Source organism: Thermus thermophilus (assembly GCF_019974155.1).
Classification (GTDB): domain Bacteria; phylum Deinococcota; class Deinococci; order Deinococcales; family Thermaceae; genus Thermus; species Thermus thermophilus_C.
Genome location: NZ_AP025158.1, coordinates 1,166,166 through 1,189,156, shown reverse-complemented (window position 1 = coordinate 1,189,156; position 22,991 = coordinate 1,166,166). Strand labels below are relative to the sequence as shown.

At 68.9% G+C, this 22,991-nt stretch carries 23 protein-coding genes, 1 tRNA gene, 2 pseudogenes and 1 CRISPR repeat array; of the genes and pseudogenes, 9 read left to right on the top strand and 17 right to left on the bottom strand.

Translation table 11 applies throughout. The features are described from left to right. Positions 1–3: 3 nt before the first annotated feature. Entirely contained in the window at positions 4–1,248 is a 1,245-nt protein-coding gene (locus TthTMY_RS06395; RefSeq protein WP_096410678.1) for an aspartate aminotransferase family protein, read from the top strand. Between the two features lies 1 nt (position 1,249). Then, positions 1,250–3,490, top strand: a complete 2,241-nt coding sequence (gene rnr / locus TthTMY_RS06390; protein ID WP_223903097.1) for a ribonuclease R — start codon at positions 1,250–1,252, stop codon at positions 3,488–3,490. A gap of 473 nt (positions 3,491–3,963) precedes the next feature. Next, a CRISPR array of direct repeats spans positions 3,964–4,386; the repeat unit is 37 nt; unit sequence GTTGCAAGAGCTTGAGCCCCGTAAGGGGATTGCGACC. Positions 4,387–4,396: 10 nt separating this feature from the next. Here the strand turns inward: rnr and TthTMY_RS06385 are convergent. The 3 genes and pseudogenes from TthTMY_RS06385 to TthTMY_RS06375 form a co-directional block, all read right to left on the bottom strand. Then, positions 4,397–4,600: pseudogene (locus TthTMY_RS06385) on the bottom strand (IS110 family transposase); the annotation flags it as partial. A 94-nt stretch (positions 4,601–4,694) separates the two neighbouring features. After that, a complete protein-coding gene (gene amrB / locus TthTMY_RS06380; protein WP_172844621.1) occupies positions 4,695–5,807 on the bottom strand; it encodes an AmmeMemoRadiSam system protein B in 1,113 nt (370 codons plus the stop codon). Beyond that, positions 5,761–7,056 carry an HD domain-containing protein gene (locus TthTMY_RS06375; protein WP_096410677.1) on the bottom strand — a complete coding sequence of 432 codons (1,296 nt, stop codon included), beginning with the start codon at positions 7,054–7,056 and terminating at the stop codon, positions 5,761–5,763. Before TthTMY_RS06375 ends, amrB begins: the two co-directional genes overlap by 47 nt. Between TthTMY_RS06375 and coaE the strand changes: the two genes are divergently transcribed. After that, a complete protein-coding gene (gene coaE, locus TthTMY_RS06370) occupies positions 7,057–7,668 on the top strand; it encodes a dephospho-CoA kinase (protein WP_096410676.1) in 612 nt (203 codons plus the stop codon). Here the strand turns inward: coaE and TthTMY_RS06365 are convergent. Then, entirely contained in the window at positions 7,637–8,140 is a 504-nt protein-coding gene (locus TthTMY_RS06365) for a glycerol-3-phosphate acyltransferase (RefSeq protein ID WP_096410675.1), read from the bottom strand. The two genes, coaE and TthTMY_RS06365, sit on opposite strands and share 32 nt — an antisense overlap. A gap of 50 nt (positions 8,141–8,190) precedes the next feature. On the opposite strand from TthTMY_RS06365, the gene TthTMY_RS06360 reads away from it, so the two are divergent. The 4 genes from TthTMY_RS06360 to purH all read left to right on the top strand — a co-directional run bounded on the left by TthTMY_RS06360 (position 8,191) and on the right by purH (position 10,843). Next, positions 8,191–8,267, top strand: a tRNA-Pro gene (locus TthTMY_RS06360). Between the two features lie 76 nt (positions 8,268–8,343). Beyond that, positions 8,344–8,859: an RsmD family RNA methyltransferase gene (locus TthTMY_RS06355; protein ID WP_172844620.1), complete on the top strand. Its 516-nt coding sequence runs from the start codon at positions 8,344–8,346 to the stop codon at positions 8,857–8,859. Beyond that, positions 8,860–9,342: a pantetheine-phosphate adenylyltransferase gene (gene coaD, locus TthTMY_RS06350; protein ID WP_096410673.1), complete on the top strand. Its 483-nt coding sequence runs from the start codon at positions 8,860–8,862 to the stop codon at positions 9,340–9,342. It abuts the gene before it with no gap. A gap of 10 nt (positions 9,343–9,352) precedes the next feature. Further along, entirely contained in the window at positions 9,353–10,843 is a 1,491-nt protein-coding gene (gene purH, locus TthTMY_RS06345; protein ID WP_223903096.1) for a bifunctional phosphoribosylaminoimidazolecarboxamide formyltransferase/IMP cyclohydrolase, read from the top strand. A gap of 51 nt (positions 10,844–10,894) precedes the next feature. Here the strand turns inward: purH and mnmE are convergent, their stop codons facing one another. From mnmE to hemL, 4 genes are read right to left on the bottom strand one after another with little or no spacing between them, the layout of a single operon-like run. Continuing rightward, complete coding sequence (gene mnmE, locus TthTMY_RS06340; protein WP_096410672.1) at positions 10,895–12,193, bottom strand: tRNA uridine-5-carboxymethylaminomethyl(34) synthesis GTPase MnmE; 1,299 nt, start codon at positions 12,191–12,193, stop codon at positions 10,895–10,897. Further along, positions 12,190–12,396, bottom strand: coding sequence for a hypothetical protein (locus TthTMY_RS06335; protein WP_096410671.1), 207 nt, complete (start codon positions 12,394–12,396; stop codon positions 12,190–12,192). The genes mnmE and TthTMY_RS06335 overlap by 4 nt, the downstream gene beginning before the upstream one ends. Continuing rightward, positions 12,386–12,637 carry a type II toxin-antitoxin system HicA family toxin gene (locus TthTMY_RS06330; RefSeq protein WP_096410670.1) on the bottom strand — a complete coding sequence of 84 codons (252 nt, stop codon included), beginning with the start codon at positions 12,635–12,637 and terminating at the stop codon, positions 12,386–12,388. The genes TthTMY_RS06335 and TthTMY_RS06330 overlap by 11 nt, the downstream gene beginning before the upstream one ends. Continuing rightward, positions 12,637–13,911: a glutamate-1-semialdehyde 2,1-aminomutase gene (gene hemL / locus TthTMY_RS06325; RefSeq protein ID WP_096410669.1), complete on the bottom strand. Its 1,275-nt coding sequence runs from the start codon at positions 13,909–13,911 to the stop codon at positions 12,637–12,639. The genes TthTMY_RS06330 and hemL overlap by 1 nt, the downstream gene beginning before the upstream one ends. Positions 13,912–13,959: 48 nt before the next feature. Here hemL and TthTMY_RS06320 point away from each other — a divergent pair, with 48 nt between their 5' ends. Continuing rightward, a complete protein-coding gene (locus tag TthTMY_RS06320) occupies positions 13,960–14,277 on the top strand; it encodes a DMT family transporter (protein ID WP_096410668.1) in 318 nt (105 codons plus the stop codon). On the opposite strand, the gene TthTMY_RS06315 is transcribed toward TthTMY_RS06320, so the two are convergent. The 8 genes and pseudogenes from TthTMY_RS06315 to TthTMY_RS06280 form a co-directional block, all read right to left on the bottom strand. Then, complete coding sequence (locus TthTMY_RS06315) at positions 14,274–14,807, bottom strand: Uma2 family endonuclease (RefSeq protein ID WP_096410667.1); 534 nt, start codon at positions 14,805–14,807, stop codon at positions 14,274–14,276. The two genes, TthTMY_RS06320 and TthTMY_RS06315, sit on opposite strands and share 4 nt — an antisense overlap. 12 nt (positions 14,808–14,819) lie before the next feature. Beyond that, the gene (locus TthTMY_RS06310) at positions 14,820–15,800 is read right to left on the bottom strand and encodes an alpha-ketoacid dehydrogenase subunit beta (protein ID WP_223903095.1); all 981 of its coding nucleotides are present in this window, start codon (positions 15,798–15,800) and stop codon (positions 14,820–14,822) included. Further along, entirely contained in the window at positions 15,800–16,840 is a 1,041-nt protein-coding gene (pdhA, locus tag TthTMY_RS06305; RefSeq protein WP_096410666.1) for a pyruvate dehydrogenase (acetyl-transferring) E1 component subunit alpha, read from the bottom strand. Before pdhA ends, TthTMY_RS06310 begins: the two co-directional genes overlap by 1 nt. Next, positions 16,837–17,817: a pyridoxal phosphate-dependent aminotransferase gene (locus TthTMY_RS06300; RefSeq protein WP_223903094.1), complete on the bottom strand. Its 981-nt coding sequence runs from the start codon at positions 17,815–17,817 to the stop codon at positions 16,837–16,839. Before TthTMY_RS06300 ends, pdhA begins: the two co-directional genes overlap by 4 nt. After that, positions 17,720–18,892, bottom strand: a complete 1,173-nt coding sequence (locus tag TthTMY_RS06295; protein WP_223903093.1) for an ABC transporter ATP-binding protein — start codon at positions 18,890–18,892, stop codon at positions 17,720–17,722. Before TthTMY_RS06295 ends, TthTMY_RS06300 begins: the two co-directional genes overlap by 98 nt. Continuing rightward, positions 18,892–19,644: an ABC transporter gene (locus tag TthTMY_RS06290; protein WP_223903092.1), complete on the bottom strand. Its 753-nt coding sequence runs from the start codon at positions 19,642–19,644 to the stop codon at positions 18,892–18,894. The genes TthTMY_RS06295 and TthTMY_RS06290 overlap by 1 nt, the downstream gene beginning before the upstream one ends. An 812-nt stretch (positions 19,645–20,456) precedes the next feature. Continuing rightward, positions 20,457–20,612 (bottom strand): hypothetical protein, encoded by a 156-nt coding sequence (locus TthTMY_RS06285; RefSeq protein WP_223903091.1) that lies wholly within the window; start codon positions 20,610–20,612, stop codon positions 20,457–20,459. Positions 20,613–20,646: 34 nt separating this feature from the next. After that, positions 20,647–21,726 (bottom strand): annotated as a pseudogene (locus TthTMY_RS06280) (hypothetical protein); the annotation flags it as partial. A gap of 129 nt (positions 21,727–21,855) precedes the next feature. On the opposite strand from TthTMY_RS06280, the gene TthTMY_RS11870 reads away from it, so the two are divergent. Beyond that, positions 21,856–21,984, top strand: a complete 129-nt coding sequence (locus TthTMY_RS11870; protein WP_267873953.1) for a hypothetical protein — start codon at positions 21,856–21,858, stop codon at positions 21,982–21,984. Between the two features lie 254 nt (positions 21,985–22,238). Here TthTMY_RS11870 and tpiA read toward each other — a convergent pair whose 3' ends face one another. Beyond that, the gene (tpiA, locus tag TthTMY_RS06275) at positions 22,239–22,991 is read right to left on the bottom strand and encodes a triose-phosphate isomerase (protein ID WP_096410665.1); all 753 of its coding nucleotides are present in this window, start codon (positions 22,989–22,991) and stop codon (positions 22,239–22,241) included.

Here is a 22,991-nt window from a genome sequence, read left to right as displayed (position 1 = left end):
GGCATGGACTTGGACGCCTTCACCCTCTTTGAGCGGCACATCAACCCAGGCCTCGCCGGGCTTCTCCGCTTCACCGGGCTAGACCGGGTGGAGTCCCACGCCGAAGGCCCTTACGTCTGGGACACCCAGGGCAAGCGCTACCTGGACTTCCTAGGCCTCTACGGCACCCTGAACCTGGGCCACCGCCACCCCAAGGTGGTGGAGGCGGTGAAGCGGCAGCTTGACCGCATGCCCATGTCCGTGCGGGTCCTGGTCTCGGAGCCCACGGCCAGGCTCGCCGCAAGGCTCGCCGAGATCACCCCCGAGGGCCTGGAGATGGTCTTCTTCGGCAACTCCGGGGCCGAGGCGGTGGAGGCCGCCATTAAGCTCGCCCGGGCCTACACCGGGAAGCCGGGGATCATCACCACCCAGGGGGGGTTCCACGGCAAGACCATGGGGGCGCTCTCCCTCACCCCCAAGCCCGAGTACCAGGACCCCGCAAGGCCCCTCCTCCCCGGGGTCAAGGCGGTGCCCTACGGGGACCTGAAGGCCCTGGAGGAGGCCATAGACGAGGACACCGCCGCCGTGATCGTGGAGCCCATCCAGGGCGAAGGGGGGATCCGGGTGCCCCCCGAGGGGTACCTGAGGGGCGTGCGGGAGCTTACCCGGGAGAAGGGCGTCCTCATGATCGCCGACGAGGTGCAGACCGGCCTCGGGCGCACGGGTAAGCTCTTCGGGGTGGACTGGGAGGGGGTTTCCCCGGACCTCATGACCCTGGCCAAGGCCCTGGGGGGCGGGGTGATGCCCATCGGGGCCTGCGTGGGGCGGCGGGAGGTCTTTGAGGTCTTCAAGACTAACCCCCTCTTCCACTCCTCCACCTTCGGGGGGAACCCTCTGGCCGCGGCCGCCGCCCTTGCGGCCATTGAGGTCACCCTGGAGGAGGACCTGCCGGGCCGGGCCCTGGAGCTCGGCCGCCACCTGATGGCGGGGCTAAAGGCCCTCAAGGAGGAGCACCCCCACCTCATTGAGGACGTGCGCGGCCGGGGGCTCATGCTGGGCGTGGAGTTCACGGACGCCGACATCGGCGCCCTGGTGGTGGCGGAGATGGCGGAGAGGGGGGTCCTCACCGCCTTCGGCCTGAATAACCCCAAGGTGGTGCGCCTCGAGCCCCCCCTCATCATCGGCAAGGAGCACGTGGACGAGGCCCTCGCCGTCTTTGCGGAGGCCCTTAAGGCCACGGAAAAGGCCCTCGAGGGCCTTCTAGGTTAGGATGCAGGAAGCGCTTTTGGAGTTTTTCAAGAGGACGGGAAGGCCGCACCGGCTGGAGGAGATCCTGCACCGGTTCGGCCTGGAGAAGCGGGAGGCCAAGGCCCACCTCAAGGCCTTGGTGGAGCGGGGGCTTCTGGAGAAGAAGGGAAGCCGGTACTTCCTGGCCAACCGGGTCCAGGGGCCCCTAAGCCTCCACCGGGACGGGTACGGCTTCGTCCGCCTCCCCGAGGGGGACCTCTTCATCCCCCCGGGGTACACCCAGGACGCCTGGCCGGGCGACCTGGTGGAGGCCCGCGTCATGCCCCCGGGGCGGGACGGGAGGCCTTGGGGGGTGGTGGAGCGGGTCCTCAAGCGGGCACGGGAGCGGCTCGTGGGGACCCTGGACTTCCGGAAAGGCTGCGCCCTTCTCCTCCCCGACGAGCCCAACCTCCCGGAGCTTCCCCTCGCCCCCGAGGGGCTTGAGGGCCTAAAGCGGGGAAGCCGCATCGTGGTCCAGGTCCACTACGGCAAGCGCCCCTACGGGACCTTCCTGGCGTACCTGGGGGAGGGGGAGGCCCCCGAGACGGAGACGGAGGCCGTCATCGCCAAGTACGGCCTCCGCGCCGAGTTCCCCGAGGAGGTGCTGAGGGAGGCGGAGGCCATCCCCCTGGAGATCCCCGAGGCGGAGCTTGCGAGGCGGGAGGACTTCAGGGGCCTTCGCGTCTTCACCATAGACGGGGTGGACGCCAAGGACTTTGACGACGCCATCCACGTGGAGCGCCTGCCCGGGGGCTACCGCATCGGGGTCCACATCGCCGACGTCTCCCACTACGTGAAGGAGGGAAGCCCCCTGGACCAGGAGGCCTTCTTGAGGGGCACCAGCGTCTACCTCCCGGGGCGGGTCCTCCCCATGCTTCCCGAAAGGCTTTCCAACGGGGTCTGCTCCTTGAGGCCGGGGGAGGACCGCCTGGTCCTCTCCGTCCTCGTGGACCTCACGGAGGACCTAAAGGTCAAGCGGGTCCGCTTCCGGGAAGGGGTCATCCGGAGCGTGGCCCGCCTCACCTACACCGAGGTGGAGGCCTTCGCCGAGGGGTTCGGCCTTCCCGAGGAGCACGCCTTCCTGGCGGAGGACCTGAGGCTCCTTCTGGACCTCACCCAGAGGATGCGGGAGAAGCGCCTAAAGGAGGGCGCCTTGGACTTCGGCTTCCCCGAGGTGAAGGTGGAGGTGGGGGAAGAGGGGGAGCTCCACCTCATCCCCCAGGCGGAGCCCAAGGCCCGAAGCCTCATTGAGGAGCTGATGCTCCTCGCCAACCGGCTGGTGGCGGAGTACCTGGTGCAAAAGGGCCTTCCCGGCCTCTTCCGCGTCCACGAGGAGCCGGTCCAGGACGCCTACGAGAAGCTCCGCCAGGCCCTGGCCCGCCTGGGCTATACCCTCCCCCCCAAGCTTTCCGGCCACGCCCTGCAAAAGGCCCTCCTCGCCTCGCGGGGCCGCCCGGAGGAGCCCGTGGTGGCCTACCTCGTCCTCCGCTCCTTGCGCCTCGCCCGCTACGCCGCGGAGAACCTGGGCCACTTCGGCCTCGCCATGGAGCACTACCTGCACTTCACGAGCCCCATCCGCCGCTACCCGGACCTGGTGGTCCACCGGGTGCTCAAGGCCGCCCTGCGCCGCACCCTCACCCCGGCGCGGAGGGCGCGGTGGCAAGAGGCCTTTCCCGCCATCGCCGAGCACGCCTCGGAGATGGAAAGGAAGGCGGAGGCCGCCGAGAGGGAGCTCACCAAGTACTACATGGCCAAGTGGGCCGAGCTCCACGTGGGGGAGCGCTTTTTGGGGAAGGTCACGGGGGTGGCGAACTTCGGGGCCTTCGTGACCCTGCCCAACGGGGTGGAGGGCCTGGTGCGCCTCGAGGCCCTGGGGCCTTACACCTACAGCGAGGAGGCCATGGCCCTCCTCGGCCCCAAGGGGAAGAGGATCCGCCTGGGGGACGAGATGGAGGTGGTCATCGCCGCCGCCAACCCCAGGCTTCGCCAGGTGGACCTGGTGCCCTACGTGGAAGCCCAAGGAGAGGTCAAGACCCCAGGCAAAAGGAAGAAGGAAAAGGAGGAGGATATGCGCAAAGTGGTAGGACCCCCCAAGGACAGGACCCGGGACACCCGTCCCGAACGGGCCACGGTGAACACCATCTACTTCGGCGAGTGGACCCCCAAGGAGCCCCAAGAGTCCCACCCGGCGAGGACCCGGGCCCGCAGGAAGCGGCGCCGCTAAGTGCCCACCCCCTGGGGTTCTGCAACCCCCTGGGGGAGTGCAGGCCCAGCGGCTGAAGGCGGCCCTTTTGGGACGGGGCCGCTACACCCCCTTTTGCCTCTGGCGATAGGGCGGGCCTTGGCTATACTTGTCAGCAAAATTACGATGCAACTGGCTTTCTTTGAACTTTGAAAAACAAAGCTCAGTGCAGGAGCCCTTTCTTCACCGAAATTTTGACCTGGCCCAACGTTGCGGTGTGTGCTATACTCCCCCTAACCCGGACCTCCGGGTGGGGACCTTGAAAGCCAGTTTTCTCCTTGCCGAAGGTGAATATGCGTTTTCCCCTTCTCATCGCCCCTTCCTCCCGTGGCTTTTCATCGGCACAAACCCCCGAAAACCCCCGTTATTCGCCGTGTGCATATTCCAAGCTTCATCTTTCTCACAAACCCCCCCTCTAGCGGTGCCGTCCAGGACGGGGTTCTGAGGGGGGTAGAGTTGCAAGAGCTTGAGCCCCGTAAGGGGATTGCGACTAGACCACCTCCGTCCTCCCGCTCCGGCGCGCCCGCCTCCGCAGTTGCAAGAGCTTGAGCCCCGTAAGGGGATTGCGACTAGCTCTCCAGGCGGTACCGGCCCCGGAGGACCACGAAGGAGCGTTGCAAGAGCTTGAGCCCCGTAAGGGGATTGCGACTAGAGGCCGCTTTTGGGCCTGAGGAGGGCCACGTGGTAGGCGTTGCAAGAGCTTGAGCCCCGTAAGGGGATTGCGACCCCCAGGGAAGGGCGACCGGGCGGATGGCTTCATCCGCCCGGTTGCAAGAGCTTGAGCCCCGTAAGGGGATTGCGACCAGTAATAGCCCACCCCGGGACCCTGCGGGCCCACGGGGTTGCAAGAGCTTGAGCCCCGTAAGGGGATTGATACTGTCTTGCCTGTCAAGCCACCCCTTGGGCTGGCTGACCGGCGTAGTACTCCCTGAGCCGCCCCATCATCCGCCTGAGGAGCTTGTGGGCCACGGCCAAGAGCGCCTGCTTTTTTGTCTTCCCTCGGGAAAGCAAGCGGTGGTAGAAGGCCCGCATCTCTGGATCGTGCCGCACCGCCACCAAAGCCCCCATGTAGAAAGGGGCGCGCCCTAGAGGGAAGGGCTCCCAGAAAAGGGGCCCGGGCGCGCTTCACGGGGGGCTGGACGGCCCGGCGCCCGCCCCTTCGCGTCGTTCCCGACTCTGGGGCTCTTTAGAGGACCAGGGTCCCCGCCCCCACGGCGCTTAGGGTGGGGGCCTCGAGGTCCAGGCGGTGGGCCAGGACCTCGCCCCTCCTTCCCCGGAGGAGGGGGAGGAGGCTTGCCACCACCTCCACCCCGTCTATGCGGGTGGGGTTTTCCCCGAGGAGGGCGAGGGCGGCCTCCGGCGCCCCTTCCGCGATCCGTTCCAGGAAGCCCAGGTCCCGCCGCCTCGCCTCCTCCGCCAGGGGGCGGGTGAGGGGAGGGTCCCCGAAGCGGGGCCCCACGTGGGAGAGGTCCACGGCGAGAACGAGAAGCCCCGGGAAGTCCCGCAGGACCACCTTGAGGGCCTCCCCGAGCTCCGGGCTTCGCCGCCCCACGAGGAGGGGAAGGACGCGGGCCTCGGGGAACCGCCCCTTCAGGAAGAAGAGGGGAAGCTCCAGGCTGTGCTCCTCCCGGAAGGCGAGGGGCGTGTTGAAGAGCTCAAAGGGAAGGAGGGCGTCCAGGGCCTGGAGGGCGGGAAGGTCCGGCAGGGCGGGGCCGAAGGGGGTCTGGAAGGGCACGGGAAGGGCGGCGGCCCTCTCCTTAAGCGGCCTGTGGGCGACCCCCACCAGGTAGACGCGCTCAGGGGGCGGGGTCTTCTCCAAGGCGGCGAGGGCCGCCCCGTAGACCTCGGGGACCCGGCTTGGCTCCAGGTGGGGCATGAGGAGGACCTTCGCTTCCCTTCCTTCCCCCGGGTAGCTCGCCCGGAAGGCCTCGAGGAAGGCCCGGGCCTCCCGTTCTCCCTTGGGGTAGGAAAGCCCGGCGAGGCGCATGGGCCGCTCCCGCCTGAGCCTCTCTTCCTCCTCCCTAAGCCTCGCCTCCACCCTTTCCGTGAGGAGGAGGCCCGCCTCCTCCAGGGCCTTCGCCAGCTCTTCCAGCTCCTTCCTCGGCACCAGGACCCCGTGGCGCTTGAACACCTCCTCCTGCACCTCCTCCAGGGTCCTCCCCTCCATGAGGGAGAGGAGGAAAAGCCCGCCCTCGGTGAGGGCCAGGGGCTTCTCGTAGACCCCGTAGGGGTCGGAGACCAGAAAGCCCCCCTCAACGGGGGTGATCTGGGGTTCCCGAAGCCTGAGCCTCCCTTCCACCCTTCCAATATAGGAGAAAGGCCCGGGCCTCCTCCTCGGTCCCCACCCGGCCCTCCGCCTGGGCCTCGAGGAGGGCCTTCAGGGCCCTTCCCACCTCGGGGCCTTCCCGCAGGCCCAGAAGGGCCATCACCTCCTCCCCGGAGAGGAGGGGCCTTTGCGGCAGGGGGTCTTTCAGGGCCTCCCCGTAGCGCCCGAGCACCTCCCAGGCCTCGGCCTCCACGCCCTTCGCCGCCAGGCGGTCCGCCGCCATGAGGTAGACGAGGTCGGGGAGGAGGTCCTGGCGCTTCAGGAGGAAGCGGCGGAGGGCCTTCCTCTCCTCGGGGGGGCGGTCCATGTGGCGGCGCACGAGGCCCGCCACCCGCTCCACCGCCTCCTTGGGGAAGCGGAGCCAAAGGAGGCTTGCCCGGGCGATCTCCGCCCCCACCTCGGCGTGGCCCAGGAAGCGGAAGCGGCCCACCTCGGGGTCAAAGCGGCGGGTGAGGGGCTTGCCCACGTCGTGGAAGAGGGCGGCGAGGCGGGCCTCGAGGGGGGCCTCGGGCCAGAGCCAGAGGAGGTGGAAGACCACGCTCAAGGTGTGCTCCCAAACGGGGAGGTGGTGCACCCCGCCTTGGTGGAGGCCCACGAGGAGGGCGAGCTCGGGGAGGTAGACCCCAAGGAGCCCCACCCTCTCCAGAAGGCGGAGGCCGTAGGCCGCCTTTGGGGAGAGGAGGAGCCGCGCAAGCTCCTCCCTCACCCGCTCCCGCGCGGGAATGGCCTCGGGGTGGGCCTGGAGGAACCGGGCGTGGCGGCCAAGGGCCTCCCGGGTCCTCCGGGGAAGCCCGAAGCCCAAGGTGGCGGAAAGGCGCACCCCCCGGAGGCTCCGGAGGTGGTCCTGGTAGAGGTTTTCCTCCCGCACGGGGACGAGGAGGCGCCGCCTCAGGTCCTCCTCCACCCCCTCTAGGCCGAAGACCGCGCCCCCCTTCCAGAGGAGGGCGTTTAGGCGGTAGTCCCGCCGGAGGAGGTCCCCTTCCGGGGTTCCCTCCAAGGGGGTGAAGTCCAGGGTCCTTTCCCCCACCACCAGGCGGAAGTGGCCCCGCTCGGGGTCCAGGGGAAAGAGGCTTCCCCCGAGGCGCCTTTGCGCCTCCTCGGCCGCCTTTTGCGGGTCCAAGGCGGCGTAGTCCAGGTCCTTGGGGCGCCTTCCCAGGAGGAGGTCCCGCACCGCCCCGCCCACGGGGAAGGCGTCCTTGGGGGTATAAAAGGGGAAGTCCATATGGCGGATCAGCCGGAGCACCCCATCATTATCGGCATCACCGGGAACATCGGCAGCGGCAAGAGCACCGTGGCCGCCCTCCTCAGGGCCTGGGGCTATCCCGTCTTGGACCTGGACGCCCTCGCCGCCCGGGCCCGGGAGAACAAGGAGGCGGAGCTTAGGCGCCTCTTCCCCGAGGCCTTCCCGGAAGGGCGCCTGGACCGGAGGGCCCTCGCCCGGCTCGTCTTTTCCGACCCGGAGAAGCTCAAGGCCCTCGAGGCCGTGGTCCACCCGGAGGTGGGCCGGCTTCTTGGGGAGGAGCTTTCCCGCCTCGAGGCCCCCCTCGTCTTCCTGGAGGTCCCCCTCCTCTTTGAGAAGGGGTGGGAGGGGAGGCTCCACGGAACCCTCTTGGTGACGGCCCCCTTGGAGGTGCGGGTGAGGCGGGTGATGGCCCGCTCGGGGCTTTCCCGGGAGGAGGTCCTGGCCCGGGAGCGGGCCCAGATGCCCGAGGAGGAGAAGCGCAGGCGGGCCACCTGGGTCTTGGAGAACACGGGGAGCCTCGAGGACCTGGAAAGGGCCTTGAAGGCGGTCCTGGCCCAGCTCACCGGGGGGGCCAAAGGAGGGCCAGGCTGAGGGCGAGGGCAAAGAGCAGGTGGGCTTGTCCTCCGCCGAGGAGGAGGGCGGCGAGGGGCAGGGCCAGGGCGAAGGCGAGGAGGGCGGGGTAGGCTTGGCGGCCGGCGAGGAGGAGGACGCCGGCGGGAAGGCCCGCCAGGAGGAGGAGCCTCGGGTCCACGGCGAAGAGGACGCCCAGGGGGGCGAGGAGGCTTCCCGCCCGCCGGAGGCCGAGCCAGGGGCTTAAGGCGTGGGCGAAGGCCGCGGCGGCCCCCGCCGCCAGGCCCCCGGTGTAGTCCCGGGCCAGAAACTCCCCCAGGGCCACGGCGAAGACCCCCTTGGCGAAGTCCAGGAGGAGGACGAGGCCCGCGGGGACGGGGCCGAGGCGCCAAAGCGGCTCCCTCCCCGACCACCCTTTGCCCTGGAGGGCGGCGAACCAGAAGGCGAAGGGAAGGCTTCCCATGAGGTAGCCCGCAAGGACCGCGGCGGCCATGCCCCCATGCTAGACAAAAGGCGCCCTTCTGCCTATACTGGAGGGCGCTGCGGGGAGTAGCGCAGCCCGGTAGCGCACCTCGTTCGGGACGAGGGGGTCGCTGGTTCAAATCCAGTCTCCCCGACCAAGGGCCGGCCTAAAGGCCGGCTTTCTGCTTTCGGGTGGGGTTTGCGAAGCCTCCTCGGGGCGGTAAGCTGAAGGGCGTGGTGCGGATCTTGGGCGGCAAGGCCCGGGGCGTGGCCCTGAAGGTGCCCGCCTCGGCCCGTCCTTCCCCGGTGCGGCTGAGGAAGGCCCTCTTTGACTACCTCCGCCTCCGCTACCCGCGGCGGGGGCGCTTCCTGGACCTCTTCGCGGGGAGCGGGGCCGTGGGCCTCGAGGCCGCCAGCGAGGGTTGGGAGGCGGTGTTGGTGGAAAAGGACCCCGAGGCGGTCCAGCTCCTCAAGGAGAACGTGCGCCGCACGGGCCTCGGGGCCCGGGTGGTGGCCCTTCCGGTGGAGGTCTTCCTCCCCGAGGCCAAGGCCCGGGGGGAGCGGTTCACCGTGGCCTTCATGGCCCCGCCGTACGCCATGGACCTCGCCGCCCTCTTCGGCGAGCTTCTCGCAAGCGGCCTGGTGGAGGCGGGGGGGCTTTACGTCCTCCAGCACCCCAAGGACCTCTACCTCCCCTTAGGGGAGCGGCGGGTCTACGGGGAGAACGCCCTCACCCTGGTGGAGGTCTAGATGCACGTGGTCTACCCTGGGAGCTTTGACCCCCTGACCAACGGCCACCTGGACGTGATCCAGCGGGCGAGCCGGCTCTTTGAGAAGGTGACCGTGGCCGTCCTGGAGAACCCGAGCAAACGGGGCCAGTACCTCTTCAGCGCCGAGGAGCGCCTGGCCATCATTCGGGAGGCCACGGCCCACCTGGCCAACGTGGAGGCGGCCACCTTCTCCGGCCTCCTCGTGGACTTCGTGCGCCGGGTGGGGGCCCAGGCCATCGTGAAGGGGCTTAGGGCGGTGTCCGACTACGAGTACGAGCTCCAGATGGCCCACCTGAACCGCCAGCTCTACCCGGGCCTCGAGACCCTCTTCATCCTCGCCGCCACCCGCTACTCCTTCGTCTCCAGCACCATGGTCAAGGAGATCGCCCGCTATGGGGGGGACGTCTCCAAGCTCGTACCCCCGGCGACCCTTAGGGCCCTCAAGGCCAAGTTCGGCCGGTAGAATGCGGTCCATGTGGGCCCTTCTTTCCGTCGCGGACAAGCGGGGGATCGTGGACTTTGCCCGGGGGCTTGCGGAGCTCGGCTTCCGCCTCCTCGCCACAGGGGGGACCTACCGCACCCTCCGCGAGGCGGGGCTTCCCGTGACCTATATCTCCGAGTTCACCGGCTTTCCCGAGATCCTGGAGGGGAGGGTCAAGACCCTCCACCCCAAGGTGCACGCCGCCCTCCTCGCCCGTCCGGACCAGGAGGAGGAGCTTAAGGCCTTGGGGTTGGAGCGCATCGGGGTCTTGGCGGTGAACCTCTACCCCTTCCGGGAGACGGTGGCCCGGGGGGCCTCTTTGGAGGAGGCCCTGGAGCAGATTGACATCGGGGGCCCCGCCATGCTCCGGGCGGCGGCCAAGAACCACCAGGCGGTGCTTCCCGTGTGCGATCCCGAGGACTACCCCCAGGTCCTGGAGGCGCTCAAGGCGGGGCCCTCCCCGGACTTCCGCCGAAAGCTCGCCCGCAAGGCCTTCGCCCACACCGCCCTCTACGACGCCGCCATCGCCGAGTGGCTTTCCGGGGAGAAGTTCCCCGAGGAGAAGCTTTTGGCCCTCAGGCGGGAGGCCGCCTTGCGCTACGGGGAGAACCCCCACCAGGAGGCGGCGCTTTACCGGGTGGTGGGGGAGAGGGGGCCTCTCCTCGAGGCCCAGGTGCTTCAGGGGAAGGCCATGAGCTTCAACAACTACCTGGACGCCGAGGCCGCCTGGAACCTGGTGTCCGAGTTCGCCGAGCCCGCCTGCGTGGCCGTGAAGCACCAGAACCCCTGCGGCGTGGCCCTGGGGGAGACCCCCCTGGAGGCCTACCGGAAGGCCTACGAGGCCGATCCCGTCTCCATCTTCGGCGGCATCGTGGCCTTCAACCGCCCCCTGGACGGCCCCACGGCGGAGGCCCTGGCGGAGGTCTTCCTGGAGGTGGTCCTCGCTCCCTCCTTTAGCCCCGAGGCCCGGGCGGTCCTCGCCAGGAAGAAGAACCTCCGCCTCCTCCAGGTGCCCTTCCTTGCCCAAGGGCCTTACCTGGACCTGAGGCGCCTCCGGGGCGGGGTCCTCCTCCAGGACGCGGACACCGAGGACCCCGTGGAGCCCAAGGTGGTCACACAAAGGGCTCCCACCCCGGAGGAGTGGCCCGACCTCCGCTTCGCCTGGAAGGTGGTGAAGCACGTGCGCTCCAACGCCATCGTGGTGGCCAAGGGGGGCCAGACCTTGGGGATCGGGGTGGGGCAGACGAACCGCCTGGCCGCCGCCCGGCACGCCCTAGAGGCCGCCGGGGAAAGGGCCAAGGGCGCCGTCTTGGCCTCCGACGCCTTCTTCCCCTTTGACGACGTGGTGCGCCTCGCCGCCTCCTACGGCGTCGCCGCCATCATCCAGCCCGGGGGGAGTGTGCGGGACGGGGACTCCATCCGGGCGGCGGAGGAGGCGGGGATCGCCATGGTCTTCACCGGCGTGCGCCACTTCCGCCACTAGGGACGCCCCTTTGGCTTTTGCCAAAGGGGCGTAAGCCGGTATGGGGTGGTATCACTTCCCCACGCAGAAGTTCTGGAAGACCCGGGCCACCACCTCCTCGGCCACCTCCTTGCCCGTGAGGAGGGCGAGGGCCCAGGCCGCCTCCTCCAGGGCGAGGCCCATGAGGTCCTCGGGGAGGGCAAGGGCCTCTTCCAGGCGCGCTTTGGCCCTGAGGAGGGCTTCCACCTGGCGCTCGGTGAGGAGCACCTCTCCCCCCTCCCTCCCCAAAAGGGCCTCCCTTAGGGCCTCCTTGAGCCGGTCCAGACCCTCTCCCGTGAGGCTGGAGACGGGGAGGAACTCCGGGTCCTCCCAGGCCGGGGGGAGGTCGCTCTTGGTGGCCACCTTCAGCGTCCTCGCCCAGGGCAGGGGGGGCGGGGCGGGCTTGGGCTGGGAGCGGTCCACCACGTAGAGGACGAGGTCGGCCTCCTCGGCGATCCTCAGGGCCCTCTCCACCCCCATCCGCTCCAAGGGGTCCTCCGTCTCCCGCACCCCGGCGGTGTCCACGGCCACCAGGGGGATGCCGAAGAGCTCCAGGGGGGCCTCGAGGTAGTCCCGGGTGGTGCCCGGGATGGGGGAAACGAGGGCCCGCTCGTAGCCCAGAAGGGCGTTCAGAAGGGAGCTTTTCCCGGCGTTGGGGGCCCCGATGAGGGCAAGCCTAGCCCCCTTTTGCGCCAGGCGGGAGGCCTTGGCCTGGGCGAGGAGGGCCTCCACCTCGGCGAGGACCTCCCGGATGGTCCTTTCCGCCTCCAAGGGCTCCACCCCCTCCTCGGGGTAGTCCAAAAGGGCCTGGATGTGGGCGAGGAGGTCCAGAAGCCGGTTCTCCAAGGCCTCAATCCGGCGGGAAAGGGCCCCCTCCAAGGCCCTCAGGGCCTGCCTCCGGGCAAGCTCCCCTTCCGCCTCCACGAGGGCCAAGACCGCCTCCGCCTGGGCCAGGTCCAGCTTGCCGTTCATGTAGGCGCGAAAGGTGAACTCCCCGCGCCCCGCGGGCCTTGCCCCTTCCGCCACCAGGACCTCCATCACCCGGCGGAGCACCGCCAAAGAGCCGTGGGTCTGGAACTCCACCAGGTCCTCCCCCGTGTAGGAACGGGGGGCGCGGAAGACGAGGAGGAGGGCTTGGTCAATGGCCTCCCCCGTCCTGGGGTCCACCACCTCCCCCAGGGTGAAGCGCCCTCCCTTGAGGCGCCTGGGGTCCTTGCCCCGCCAGACCCTGGCGGCAATCTCCAGGGCGCCTTCCCCGGAAAGCCGCACCACCCCGATGGCTCCTTTCCCCGGGGGGGTGGCGATGGCGCAGATGGGGTCCTTGAGGTTCACGCCACGTCCACCTGGACCTCTTCCCGGATCACCTTCAAGGGCCGGCCCAGGTGCTCCTCCAAAAAGGCGAGCGCGTCCTGAAGGGCTTCCTCCGGGGTGAAGCCGTACCCCTGAAGCTCCGGGTAGTCCAAAATCCGGGCCACGTAGGGCTCGTGCTCGCCTTCCAACTCGGGATGGTATTCCACCAAGACTTTAAGCCTCATCCTCAAGCCTCCGGATGGCCCTAAGAAGGGCTTTTACCGCCTCAGGGTGAACGGGTTTGCTCCGCGGGTGGGGCTCGTGGACGCTGACCACTACCCCTGTGGAATGCACGAGCCTCCTCCTGCTACCCTTGCCCACGTGCAGGGAGAAGCCGTAAGCCTCGGCCAGGCGCAGGAAATCTTCCCAGGAGCACCTGGCGACCCGGGCGCGGACCCTGGCGAGAAGCTCCTCTCTCCCGCCCATTATAGGGCATCCTCTAGGGCCTCCAGGGTCTTTTCCACATCCTCCTCCGTGTGGGCCACGGAGAGGAAGGCCGCCTCAAAGTTGGAGGGAGGCCAATAAATGCCCCGGTCCAAGAGGCCGTGGAAGAAGCGCTTGAAGAGCTCCGTGTCCGTGCGCTTGGCGTCCTGGAAGGTGACCACGGGGCCTTCCGTGAAGAAGACGGTGATCATGGAGCCCACCCGGTTCACCGCGTGGGGGATGCCCTTTTGCGCAAGGACCTCCTTCAAGCCCCTTTCCAGCCGGGCCCCCAGGTCCTCCAGGTAGCGGTAGTAGCCGGGGTTCTCCTCCAAGAGCTCCAGGGTGGCAAGCCCCGCCGCCATGGCCAAGGGGTTCCCGGAAAGCGTCCCTGCCTGGTAGACGGGGCCTAAGGGGGCCACCTTCTCCATGATCTCCCGCCTCCCCGCGTAGGCCGCGGCGGGAAGCCCCCCGCCCAGGATCTTCCCCAGGGTGACGAGGTCGGGCTTAAGGCCAAGAAGCTCCGTGGCCCCGCCGAAGGCCAGGCGGAAGCCCGTCATCACCTCGTCGGCGATGAGGAGGACGCCAAACTCCCGGGCCTCGTGGAGGGCCTTTAGGAACTCCTCCGTGGGGACCAGGACCCCGGCGTTCCCCACCACCGGCTCAAAGATGATGGCGGCGATCTCCTCGCCCCGCCTCCTTAAGACCTCCCGCAGGCCCTCGGGGTCGTTGTACTCCAGGACCAGGGTGAGCTTGGCGTATTCCTCCGGTACGCCGGCGGAGGAAGGCACCCCCAGGGTGAGGGCCCCCGAGCCCGCCTCCACCAAAAGGCCGTCCGCGTGGCCGTGGTAGTTCCCCCGGAACTTGACGATGTAGGGCCTATTCGTATACCCCCGGGCGAGGCGGAGGGCCGACATGGTGGCCTCCGTCCCCGAGTTCACGAAGCGCACCAGGTCCACAAAAGGGTAGGCCCGCTTGACCTTCTTGGCCAGGGCCACTTCCAGGGGGCTTGGCGCCCCGAAGGTGAGGCCCCTTTCCAAGGTCTCCCGCACCCGGGCGAGGACCTTGGGGTGGGCGTGGCCCAGGATTAAGGGGCCCCAGCTCATCACGTAGTCCAGGTAGCGGTTTCCGTCCGCGTCCCACACGTAGGCCCCTTCGCCCCGCACCAGGAAGGGCGGGGTGCCCCCCACGGCCTTGAAGGCCCTGACCGGGCTACTCACCCCGCCCGGGATGTGCCGCTTCGCCTCCTGGAAGTAGGCCTCGGAGATGGGCCGCTCCATCCCCTCCACTCTAGCGGTTTTCCCCCGGGAAAAGGTAGCCTCGGAGGGATGAGCGGGTGGACCTACCTCTTCCTCGCCATCCTCTCCGAGGTCCTGGCTTCCAGCGCCCTCAAGGCCTCCCAGGGCTTCAGCCGCCTCCTCCCGAGCCTCGTGGTGGTGGGAGGCTACGGCCTCGCCTTTTACTTCCTGAGCCTCGCCTTAAAGACCGTTCCCCTGAGCCTGGCCTACGCCGTCTGGGCCGGGGTGGGGACGGCGGCCATTGCCCTCATCGGGGCCTTTTTCTTCGGGGAGGCCATCTCCCCCAAGGGGTGGCTCGGCATCGCCCTGGTGGCGGTGGGGGTGGTCCTCATCCGCCTGGGCGACTAGGGGAAAAGGGCCTCCAGGGGCAACCGGAAGCCCGGTAAGGCCTCTCCCCCTTCCAGCGCCTCGTGGGACCTTAAAAGCCTCCCCGCCCCGCCCTGGCCGTAGACCTCCACCGCCTTGAGCTCGGGGTAGACGAGCCACACCGCCTTGGCCCCCGCCTCCAGGTAGTCCAGCACCTTGGCCAAAACCCCCTCCGCCTCCTCCCCGGGGGAGACCACTTCCACGGCGAGGTCCGGGGCCCCCTCGTAGAACCCCTCCCGGGCCACCTCCTTGAGCCTTTCGTGGGAGAGGAACCAGACGTCGGGGCTTCGCACCCGGTCGGGGTCCCGGCGGAGGACGAAGCCCCCCTCCACCCCGGCCACGCCGCGCCTCGTCTCCTCCAGCCAAAGGCGAATGCGGAAAAACACTTCACCGGCGATCCTTCCGTGCTCCGGCTTGGGCGGCATTTCCTCCCGGACCTCCCCGTCCACAAGCTCCCCCCGCTCTAGAGGCAGGGCGAAGAACTCTTCAGCCGTCAGGCGGGTCTTGACCATGGGGCCTCCTCCCTAGTAGGTTAGCGCCTTTCTCAGGGCCGCGAGGACCCTCCTCGCGTTGGGCCGGTAGAGGTGCTCAATGGCGCTGAAGGGGGGGTAGGGGGCGTCGTAGCCCGCCACCCGGAGGACGGGGGCCTGGAGGTAATCTATGGCCCCTTCGGCGATGCGGGCGGCGATCTCCGCCCCGAAGCCCCCGGTGCGCATGGCCTCGTAGACCACGATGGCCCGGCCCGTTTCCCGCACGGCCTCGAGGAGGGTCTCCTCGTCCAGGGGGACCAGGGTCTCCAGGTCCACCACCATCACCTCCACCCCCTCCTTCCGGGCCACCTCCGCCGCCTCCAGCATCACCTCCACCATGCCCCCGTAGCCGATGAGGGTGGCGGCCTTCCCCTCCTTCAGGACCCGGGCCTTCCCCAGGGGCAGGGTGTAGTACCCTTCCGGCACCTCCGCCCTCGCCCCCCGGTAGAGCTTGATGGCCTCGAGGAAGAAGACCGGGTCCTCGTCCTCAATGGCGGAAAGGAGAAGCCCCTTGGCCCGATCGGGGCTTGAGGGGATTACCACCTTGACCCCCGGGGTGTGGGCGAGGAGGGCCTCGGGGGAGTCGGCGTGCTGCTCCGGGGTGTGGACGCCCCCGCCGTAGGGGGCCCGCACCACCACGGGAAGCCCCACCCGTCCCCGGGAGCGGTGCCGCCAGCGGCCGAGGTGGGAGAGGATCTGGTCCAAGGCGGGGTAGAGGAACCCGGCGAACTGGATCTCGGCCACGGGCCGCATCCCCCCCATGGCGAGCCCGATGGCCAGGCCCAGGATGCCGCTTTCCGCCAGGGGCGTGTCAAAGACCCGCCCCTCCCCGTACTTCGCCTGCAGGCCCTCCGTGACCCGGAAGACCCCCCCGAGCCGCCCCACGTCCTCCCCGAAGACCAGGACCCGCTCGTCCCGGGCGAGGGCCAGGTCCAGGGCCTCGTTGATGGCTTGGACCATGTTGAGGACGCGCATCAGCCCACCTCCTCCACGTGGAGGCCTCGCCTGAGGGCTTCCCAGGCCCGCTTTTGGTCGGGGCCCATCTCCTTGTAGACGTGCTCCACGATCTCCTCGGGGCGGGGCTCGGGGGCCTCGTCGGCCAGGGCGAGCTCCCTTTGGAACTCCTCTTCAAGCTCAAGTAGGAGCGCCCTTTCCGCCTCTTCGTCCCAAAGGCCCCGCCCCTCCAGGGCCTTCCGCAGGCGGAGGATGGGGTCCTTGGCCCGCCAGGCCTCCTCTTCCTCCTTGGAGCGGTAGCGGGAGGGGTCGTCGGAGGTGGTGTGGGGGGCGAGGCGGTAGGTGAGGGCCTCGAGGAGGGTGGGGCCTTCCCCCTTGCGGGCCCGCTCCACCGCCTTTTTGGCCTCGAGGTAAACGGCGAAGGCGTCGTTCCCGTCCACCACCACTCCGGGCATCCCGTACCCCTCGGCGCGCCGGGCGATGTAGTCCACCCGCATCTGCTTGGACCGGGGAACGCTGATGGCGTAGCCGTTGTTCTGCACCAGGAAGACCACGGGGGCACCGAAGACCGCGGCGAAGTTCAGCCCCTCGTGGAAGTCCCCCTCGCTCGTCCCCCCGTCCCCGATGGAGGTGGCCACCACCCAGTTCTCCCCCCGGTACCGCCCGGCCAGGGCGAGGCCCACCGCCTGGGGGATCTGGGTGGCGATGGGGATGTAGGGGTTCACGGCCCGCACCCCCTCGGGGAAGCGCCAGCCCGCGGGGTGGGCCCGCCAGTAGAGGATCAGGGTGTGGATGGGAAGCCCCCGGGCGAGGAGCAGGGCGCTTTCCCGGTAGGAAGGGACGACCCAGTCTTTCGCCTCCAGGGCCAGGGCCACCCCCACCTGGGCCGCCTCCTGGCCCATGAAGGGGGCGTAGACCCCAAGCCTCCCCTGGCGCTGGAGGGTGAGGGCCTTCTCGTCAAAAAACCGGGCCCGCCGCATGGCCCGGTAGAGCCTTAGGGCTTCTTCCTCCGCTAGGGGGAACTCGCCTTCTTCCAGGTACTGGACCACTTTGGGCTTCACAGGGCGGAGTTTACCACACGCCCCAGGCGCTCCAAGGCGAGGTGAAGCTCCTCCTCGGCCTTGCAGAAGGCGAAGCGGAAGAGGTCCTTAGGGGGGTCTTCCCGGTAGAAGGCCGAGGCGGGGATTAAGGCCACCCGCGCCTCCTCCACGAGGCGGAAGGCGTCCCACCCGGGAAGCTCGGCCATGAGGAAGTAGGTGCCCTCGGGGACGTAGACCCTAAGCCCCATGGCCCTAAGCCCCCCGGCGAGGAGGTCCCGCCGCCTCCGGTAGCCCTCCCGCAGGGCCTCGTAAAAGCCCTCGCGCCTCGCCAGCCTTAGGGCCTCCGCCACCCCGGCCTGGAGGGGCGTGGGGGCGGAGAAGCTCGTCCACTGCCGCATTCCCGCGAGAAGGGGCATGAACTCCTTGGGCCCCACGATCCAGCCCACCCGGTAGCCTGTGGCCTCGAGGCGCTTCCCCGCGCTCCCCACGGTGAAGGTGCGCTCGGGGGCGAACTCCCGGAGGCGCCTTGGCCTTTCCCCGTAGTAGAGCTCGTCGTAGACCTCGTCGGAGATGAGGAAGAGGTTGTGCTCCCTCGCGAGGCGGGCGATGGCCTCAAGCTCCCTCTCCCCGAAGACAAGCCCCGTGGGGTTCATGGGGGTGTTGAGGAGGAGGGCCCGGGTCCTTGGGGTGAGGGCCCCTTGCAGGGCGGAAAGGTCCAGGCGGAAGCCCTCTGGGGTGAGGTCTAAGCGCACAAGCCTGGCCTCGGCCCCCGCCAGGAAGGCGTCCGGCAGGTAGACGTCAAAGAAAGGCTCCAGCACCACCACCTCGTCCCCCGGGCCCACGAGGCTTTGCAGGAGGACATAAAGGGCCTCCGTGGCCCCGGAGGTGACCACCACGCCCTCAGGCTCCACGGCGAACTCCTCGGCGAGGGCCTCCCGGAGGGCGGGAAGCCCCGCCGGGGGGGCGTACTGGTCGTAGCGGCCTAAAGCGCGCCGCACCGCCTCCAGGAGGAAGGGAGGCGGGGGATTGGAGGGAAACCCCTGGCCCAGGTTCACCGCGCCCAGGCGCTGGGCGAGCCGGCTCATCCTGGGGAAGATGCTCTCCTTGGCCGCCTCGGTGCGGGGGTGGAGGCGCATGGGGATAGGGTAGCGCAAAGTTATGCGCTGGGGAAAGGGTGGGCCTCCCCGAAGAGGTGGAGGAAGAGGGCCTCGAGGCTCGGCGTCCCCCGGGAGACCTCCAACACTTCCATTCCACGGGGAGGGTTCCCAAGGCCTCCCGCAGCGCCTCCCACGGCCCCAGGAAGAAGAGGACCTCGGGGCTTTCCGCACTCCAGCCGGGGCCCAAGGCCTTGAGGAGGGCCTCCGCCTTGGGCTCGGCGAGGCGCACCCGGTACCCCTCCCCGGCCCAGTCCCGGAGGAGGGCCCGGGTGGGGCCCTGCCGCCGCACCTCGCCCCGGTGGAGGAAGGCCACGCGGTCGCTCACCCGCTCCACCACCTCGAGGTCGTGGGAGGTGAGGAGGATGCCCCAGCCCTCCTTCTTGAGCTCCAGGAGGATCCCCTCAAACTCCCTCCGGCTCACGGGGTCCAGGCCCAGGGTGGGCTCGTCCAGGAGGAGGAAGCGGGGCTTGAGGGCGAGGGCGAGGGCCAAGGCCGCCTTCTGCTGCATGCCCCGGGAGAGGGAGGCGAGGGGGGCGTGGAGGCGGTCCCTTAGGCCAAAGCGCTCCAGCCAGGCCTCAAACCGGGGCCGGACCTCCTTAGGGGGAAGCCCCCGGATGCCCCCGAAGTAGAGGGCGTTCACCAGGAGGCTCAGGTTGACGTAGAGGTTGCGGCTTCCCTCCAGGAGGACACCGAACTCGTGGCCCTGGGGCCTGCGCCGCGCCCCGCCCTCCTCCAGGACCACCTCCCCCCCATCGGGGAGGAGGAGGCCGAGGACGACCTTGATGAGGGTGGTCTTGCCCGCCCCGTTGGGGCCCAAAAGGCCCAGGATCTCCCCGGCCCCAAGCTCCAGGCTCACCCCCTTGAGGGCCTCCAGCTTGCCGAAGCGCTTGTGGACGTTCTGCACCAAAAGCCGCATCAGTACCTCCCTAATAGGCCCCTCCGCCGCACCGCCGCGTAGACCCAGGCCATGGCGAAAAGCCCCGCCCCGAGGAAGAGGAGGGCTTGGACCAGGGCCAGGAGGAGAAGCCCCGGAGAAACCTCCTCCCCTGTGAAGGCGAGCCGGAGGAGGTAGGCCCCCGGGGCAAAGGGCAGGTGGGCCATCCAGGGCTCAAACCGGACCAGATAGAAGAAGTAGGGCAGGAAGAGGAACTGGACGATGGTGAAAAACTCGTCCACCTGCTTGAAGTACAAGGCAGTGGCCCCCATGAGGAGGCCGAAGCCCAAGGCGGCCAGGAAAAGGGGCAAGAACCCCAAAGGCCAGCGGGCCAGGGGGCCTAGGGCCACGCCGAAGGCCAAGGCCAAGGGTAGGAGGACCAAAAGGCTCCAGAGAACCCCGAATAGGCTTTGCACCAGGGCCCGAAGGAGGAGCTGGCGCAGGAGGCCTCCCCGGGCCAGGGCCATGTGTTCCAGGGTCCCCAGTTGCGCCTCGCCCTGGACGGTGTAGGCGATGGACTGGAAGGTGAACAAAGTGAGGTTGAAGGCCGTGAAGACCAGAAGCAGGGGGCCTGGGTCCAAGAAGCGGGCCTCCTCGGGGGTAAGCCGGCTAAAGCCCAAAAGGATCGCGTAGAAGTAGAGGAGGCTCCCCCCCAGGTTGGCCAGCGTGTTGAACCAGTAACGCCGGGTTCGGGCCCAAGAGAGCAGGAACTCGCTCCAAAGCGGCCAGAGCATGCAGACCTCGCTAAAGATGTGGATGGCAGCAGGAAGTTTCTTGGCACCTGGTAGCCTGCTGCCATCCAGGACTTGGCTACATTAGCCCTATTATCTTTGAGGGCAGGGCGCGGGCATCCTTCCACCGCAACCCGGGTCACCCAAGGGCTGCACCCGAGAAGGCTTCACCACCCACCGCATCCTCCTCACCTCCTTTCCCTAGCCCGTGCAGGGGCGAGGTGCCGGCTCCGACTCGCCTGCGCGTTCAAAAACACCTGGAGTTAGACGAAGAACGCCTGCTTGAGTAAATCCTAAGGTCTGTCCACTGGTAATAGTAACCTGCCCAGGCTGAGCTGTAGCACCCCATACTCCCGTAGGCCACGCTCATGCACTGGGAAGTGGGCCAACCCGAGTCGTAGCAAGGTGGGGGCCAGTTGCTCGCCGCCCTGGCGCTGGTCCGGGTTTCCACCTGGCCCCAGATGACGCTTTCGGTAGAGCAGCTGGCGGTAGCGTAGGCCTTAGCCCCAGGAGAGGCCGTAGTGGGCATGGCCGAGGCCGCCAGGCTACAAGAGGGGAAAAGAGACTGGGGGCCCAGGTACTGGACCAGGAGGGAAAAGGTGTCCGGGCCCACCACCATTCCCCCGTCAGGGGTCTTGAGCTCCGGGGGCAATCCCTGGAAGCCTCCACCCCCGGGGAGGTTCTCCGGACCATACCGTTTCATCTGCCTCACGATTTCCCTCAGCTTCGCCCTAAGCTCCTGGCGCTGCGGTTCCTTCAGGAGGAGAGGGATCCTCTCCAAGAAGGCCCTTTCCAGGAGGCTTACCACAAGCTCCTCATCTGAACCAAAGAGCGTGCTGCTCCTTTACAAAGCGGAGCTCTTCCTCCCAGAATGCCTTTTCCTCGGGGATGGCTTGGGCCATTTTCCCTTGGGCGTATGCAGCGAACTTCTGCACGCTCTCCTCGGTGAAGAGGGGTGGCGAAAAGTCCATTTCAACCCTCCCCTCCTCCTCCCGGTACCAGATTCCGGAGGCGAGTTCCGTCCAGGCACCGCCCGTAGAGGGCCAGAGCCAGCTCCTCCCCCTTCCACCCCTCCTTCCGGGCGAGGAGGAGGACGAGGAGCTCCGCCTGGCGCAGGGGGAGGGGCCCGCCGTTAAGCCTTGGCTCCCCCAGGGCCTGGAAGTGGGCCGAGGGGCTTGCGGCCCAGAGGAGCTCCTGCCCCCTCCGGGAGAGCTCTCCCAGGAGGGGGTGGGGCCTTCCCAGGAAGAGGAGGCCCCGCATGGCCTCCTCCGCCACCTCCTCCAGGAGGAGGGGCAGGGTCTTGGCCACCCCTTCCTCGTCCTCCCGGTAGAGCCCTTCGGCCAAGGCGAGGAGGGCCTGGGTGAGGGGCTCCTTGGCCCAGGGCCTCGCCGCCTGGAGGAAGGGGAGGACCTCCTTCCCCAGGAGGCGCACCCCGGCGGGGGCGAGGTAGGGAAGGGCGGGAAGAGGGGCCTCCTCCAGGGCCTTCCGCAGGTAGGCCCTCCCCGAGGCCTCCTCCCCCTGGAGGAAGCGCAGGTGGGCCATGAGGAAGCGGGCGTAGAGCCCCGTGCCTCTCTCCAGGGCCAGGAGTTCCACCTGCCGGAGGAGGTCGGGGAGGGGAGGGTCCTCCTCGGCGAGGAGGGCGAGCCAGGCCCACTCCAGGAGGGCGGAGGGGCCAAAGCCCCGGGCAAGGGCCAGGGCGGCGTAGCCCAGGGCCTCCCTGAGGCGGCCAAGCCCCCTTAGGGCGCGGGCCAGGGCGAAGGCGAGGCGGGCCTCGGCCTTGGGGTCTCCCTGGAAGCGGTGGAGGGCCTCTTCCAGGGCCAGGGCCCCCGCCTTTGGAGGGAGGGCCAGGCCCAGGTGGTAGAGGGTGAGGGGGGTCTGGGCCCTTCGGGCGGCCTCCAGGGCCAGGGCGCGGTAGGCCCGAAGGTTCCCCTTACGGGCCTCTACGAAGCCTAGAAGGGCCAGGCGCTCGGCCTCTGGGAGGCTTCCTTGGGAAGTTTGGAGGAGGGCTTCCGCCTCCCGGTCCCGCCCTTCCTCCAGGAGGCGGAGGGCGGGGGCCAGGGGGTTTCCCGGAAGCTCCAGGGCCACGGGGCCATTTTATGTATCCTGCTCTGGCTTGGGCCGGAGCGGGGGCCCCAAAAGAGGCTTTGCAAAGGCCTACTTCCGGTTCACATGGCGAAGTCAAGGTGCGGGCGCTTAGTCCCTACCCGGGGGCCTATGGGCATCCTCGCCGAGATCGCCTACCTCGCGGAAAGGCGCCTGGGCCTTGCGGCCCTCGAGGCCTTCCTCCAAGACCTCGAGGCCGGGGCCTTCTCCCTGGAGTGCGGGGAAGAGGACCTGCCCTAGGTGGTTGCACGTTGATTTCGCAACACGGGTTGCCCGAAATAAGGCTCGGGGAGGGTTCTTTTGGGGCCCCCACCGCGGCTTTCGCCGCGGTGGGGTGCTTAGGTCAGGGCGCTCGTGGCCCGGTACCGGGACCTGCCCTTGGGCTTTGCCGACGCCGCGGTCGTCGCCGTAGCCGAGCGGAACGGGGGCCTGGTCCTAAGCTTGGACCGGCACTTTCACGTGGTGGCGCAGGAGGGGACCATCCGGGTACTCCCCTAACCCGCGATCCGGAGGAGGGCGAGGAAGCTTTCCAGCTCTAGGCTCGCCCCGCCCACGAGCCCCCCGTCCACGTTGGGCATGGAGAGGAGGTCGGCGAAGTTCTTGGGGTTCACACTCCCCCCGTAGAGGACGCGCACCCGGCTCGCGAAGGCCTCCCCGTACCGCTCGGCGAGGGCCTTGCGGATCTCCTGGTGCATGGCCTCGGCGTCCTCGGGGGTGGCGTTCTTCCCGGTGCCGATGGCCCACACGGGCTCGTAGGCGATGACGAGGGCCTCGGGGCCGGGGGGCTCCACCCCCTCGAGGCTCCCTAGGAGTTGCCTCAAGGTGTAGGGCACAGCCTCACCCCTCTCCCGCACCTCCAAGGGCTCCCCCACGCAGAGGATGGGGGTGATCCCCTCCTCCAGAAGCCTCTTGGCCTTCTCCGCCACCAGGGCGTCCGTCTCCCCGTGGTAGCGCCTTCTCTCCGAGTGACCCACGATGGCGTAGCGGCAGCCGAGGTCGGCAAGCATCCGTGCGGAGACCTCCCCCGTGTAGGCCCCCTCCTTGTGGGCGGAGACGTCCTGGGCCCCGTAGCCCACCTGGGTTTCGGCCAACACCTCCTTGGCCGCGGGGAGGATGGGGAAGGCGGGGAGGACGGCGGCCTCCGACTGCAAGGGGGGAAGGAGCCTCCTGAGCTCGGCGAACCACACCCGGGCCTCGGAGGGGGTCTTGTGCATCTTCCAGTTGCCCGCCACAAGGACGCGCCGCAT

Bases quoted from the DNA above. Each gene is read 5' to 3' on its own strand.
- TthTMY_RS06395 (WP_096410678.1), top strand. From the start codon at position 4: ATGGACTTGGACGCCTTCACCCTCTTTGAGCGGCACATCAACCCAGGC.
- rnr (WP_223903097.1), top strand. From the start codon at position 1,250: ATGCAGGAAGCGCTTTTGGAGTTTTTCAAGAGGACGGGAAGGCCGCAC.
- TthTMY_RS06375 (WP_096410677.1), bottom strand. From the start codon at position 7,056: ATGGACTTCCCCTTTTATACCCCCAAGGACGCCTTCCCCGTGGGCGGG.
- coaE (WP_096410676.1), top strand. From the start codon at position 7,057: ATGGCGGATCAGCCGGAGCACCCCATCATTATCGGCATCACCGGGAAC.
- TthTMY_RS06365 (WP_096410675.1), bottom strand. From the start codon at position 8,140: ATGGCCGCCGCGGTCCTTGCGGGCTACCTCATGGGAAGCCTTCCCTTC.
- coaD (WP_096410673.1), top strand. From the start codon at position 8,860: ATGCACGTGGTCTACCCTGGGAGCTTTGACCCCCTGACCAACGGCCAC.
- purH (WP_223903096.1), top strand. From the start codon at position 9,353: ATGTGGGCCCTTCTTTCCGTCGCGGACAAGCGGGGGATCGTGGACTTT.
- TthTMY_RS06335 (WP_096410671.1), bottom strand. From the start codon at position 12,396: ATGAGGCTTAAAGTCTTGGTGGAATACCATCCCGAGTTGGAAGGCGAG.
- TthTMY_RS06330 (WP_096410670.1), bottom strand. From the start codon at position 12,637: ATGGGCGGGAGAGAGGAGCTTCTCGCCAGGGTCCGCGCCCGGGTCGCC.
- hemL (WP_096410669.1), bottom strand. From the start codon at position 13,911: ATGGAGCGGCCCATCTCCGAGGCCTACTTCCAGGAGGCGAAGCGGCAC.
- TthTMY_RS06320 (WP_096410668.1), top strand. From the start codon at position 13,960: ATGAGCGGGTGGACCTACCTCTTCCTCGCCATCCTCTCCGAGGTCCTG.
- TthTMY_RS06315 (WP_096410667.1), bottom strand. From the start codon at position 14,807: ATGGTCAAGACCCGCCTGACGGCTGAAGAGTTCTTCGCCCTGCCTCTA.
- TthTMY_RS06310 (WP_223903095.1), bottom strand. From the start codon at position 15,800: ATGCGCGTCCTCAACATGGTCCAAGCCATCAACGAGGCCCTGGACCTG.
- TthTMY_RS06295 (WP_223903093.1), bottom strand. From the start codon at position 18,892: ATGCGGCTTTTGGTGCAGAACGTCCACAAGCGCTTCGGCAAGCTGGAG.
- TthTMY_RS06290 (WP_223903092.1), bottom strand. From the start codon at position 19,644: ATGCTCTGGCCGCTTTGGAGCGAGTTCCTGCTCTCTTGGGCCCGAACC.
- TthTMY_RS06285 (WP_223903091.1), bottom strand. From the start codon at position 20,612: ATGGACTTTTCGCCACCCCTCTTCACCGAGGAGAGCGTGCAGAAGTTC.
- TthTMY_RS11870 (WP_267873953.1), top strand. From the start codon at position 21,856: ATGGGCATCCTCGCCGAGATCGCCTACCTCGCGGAAAGGCGCCTGGGC.
- tpiA (WP_096410665.1), bottom strand. From the start codon at position 22,991: ATGCGGCGCGTCCTTGTGGCGGGCAACTGGAAGATGCACAAGACCCCC.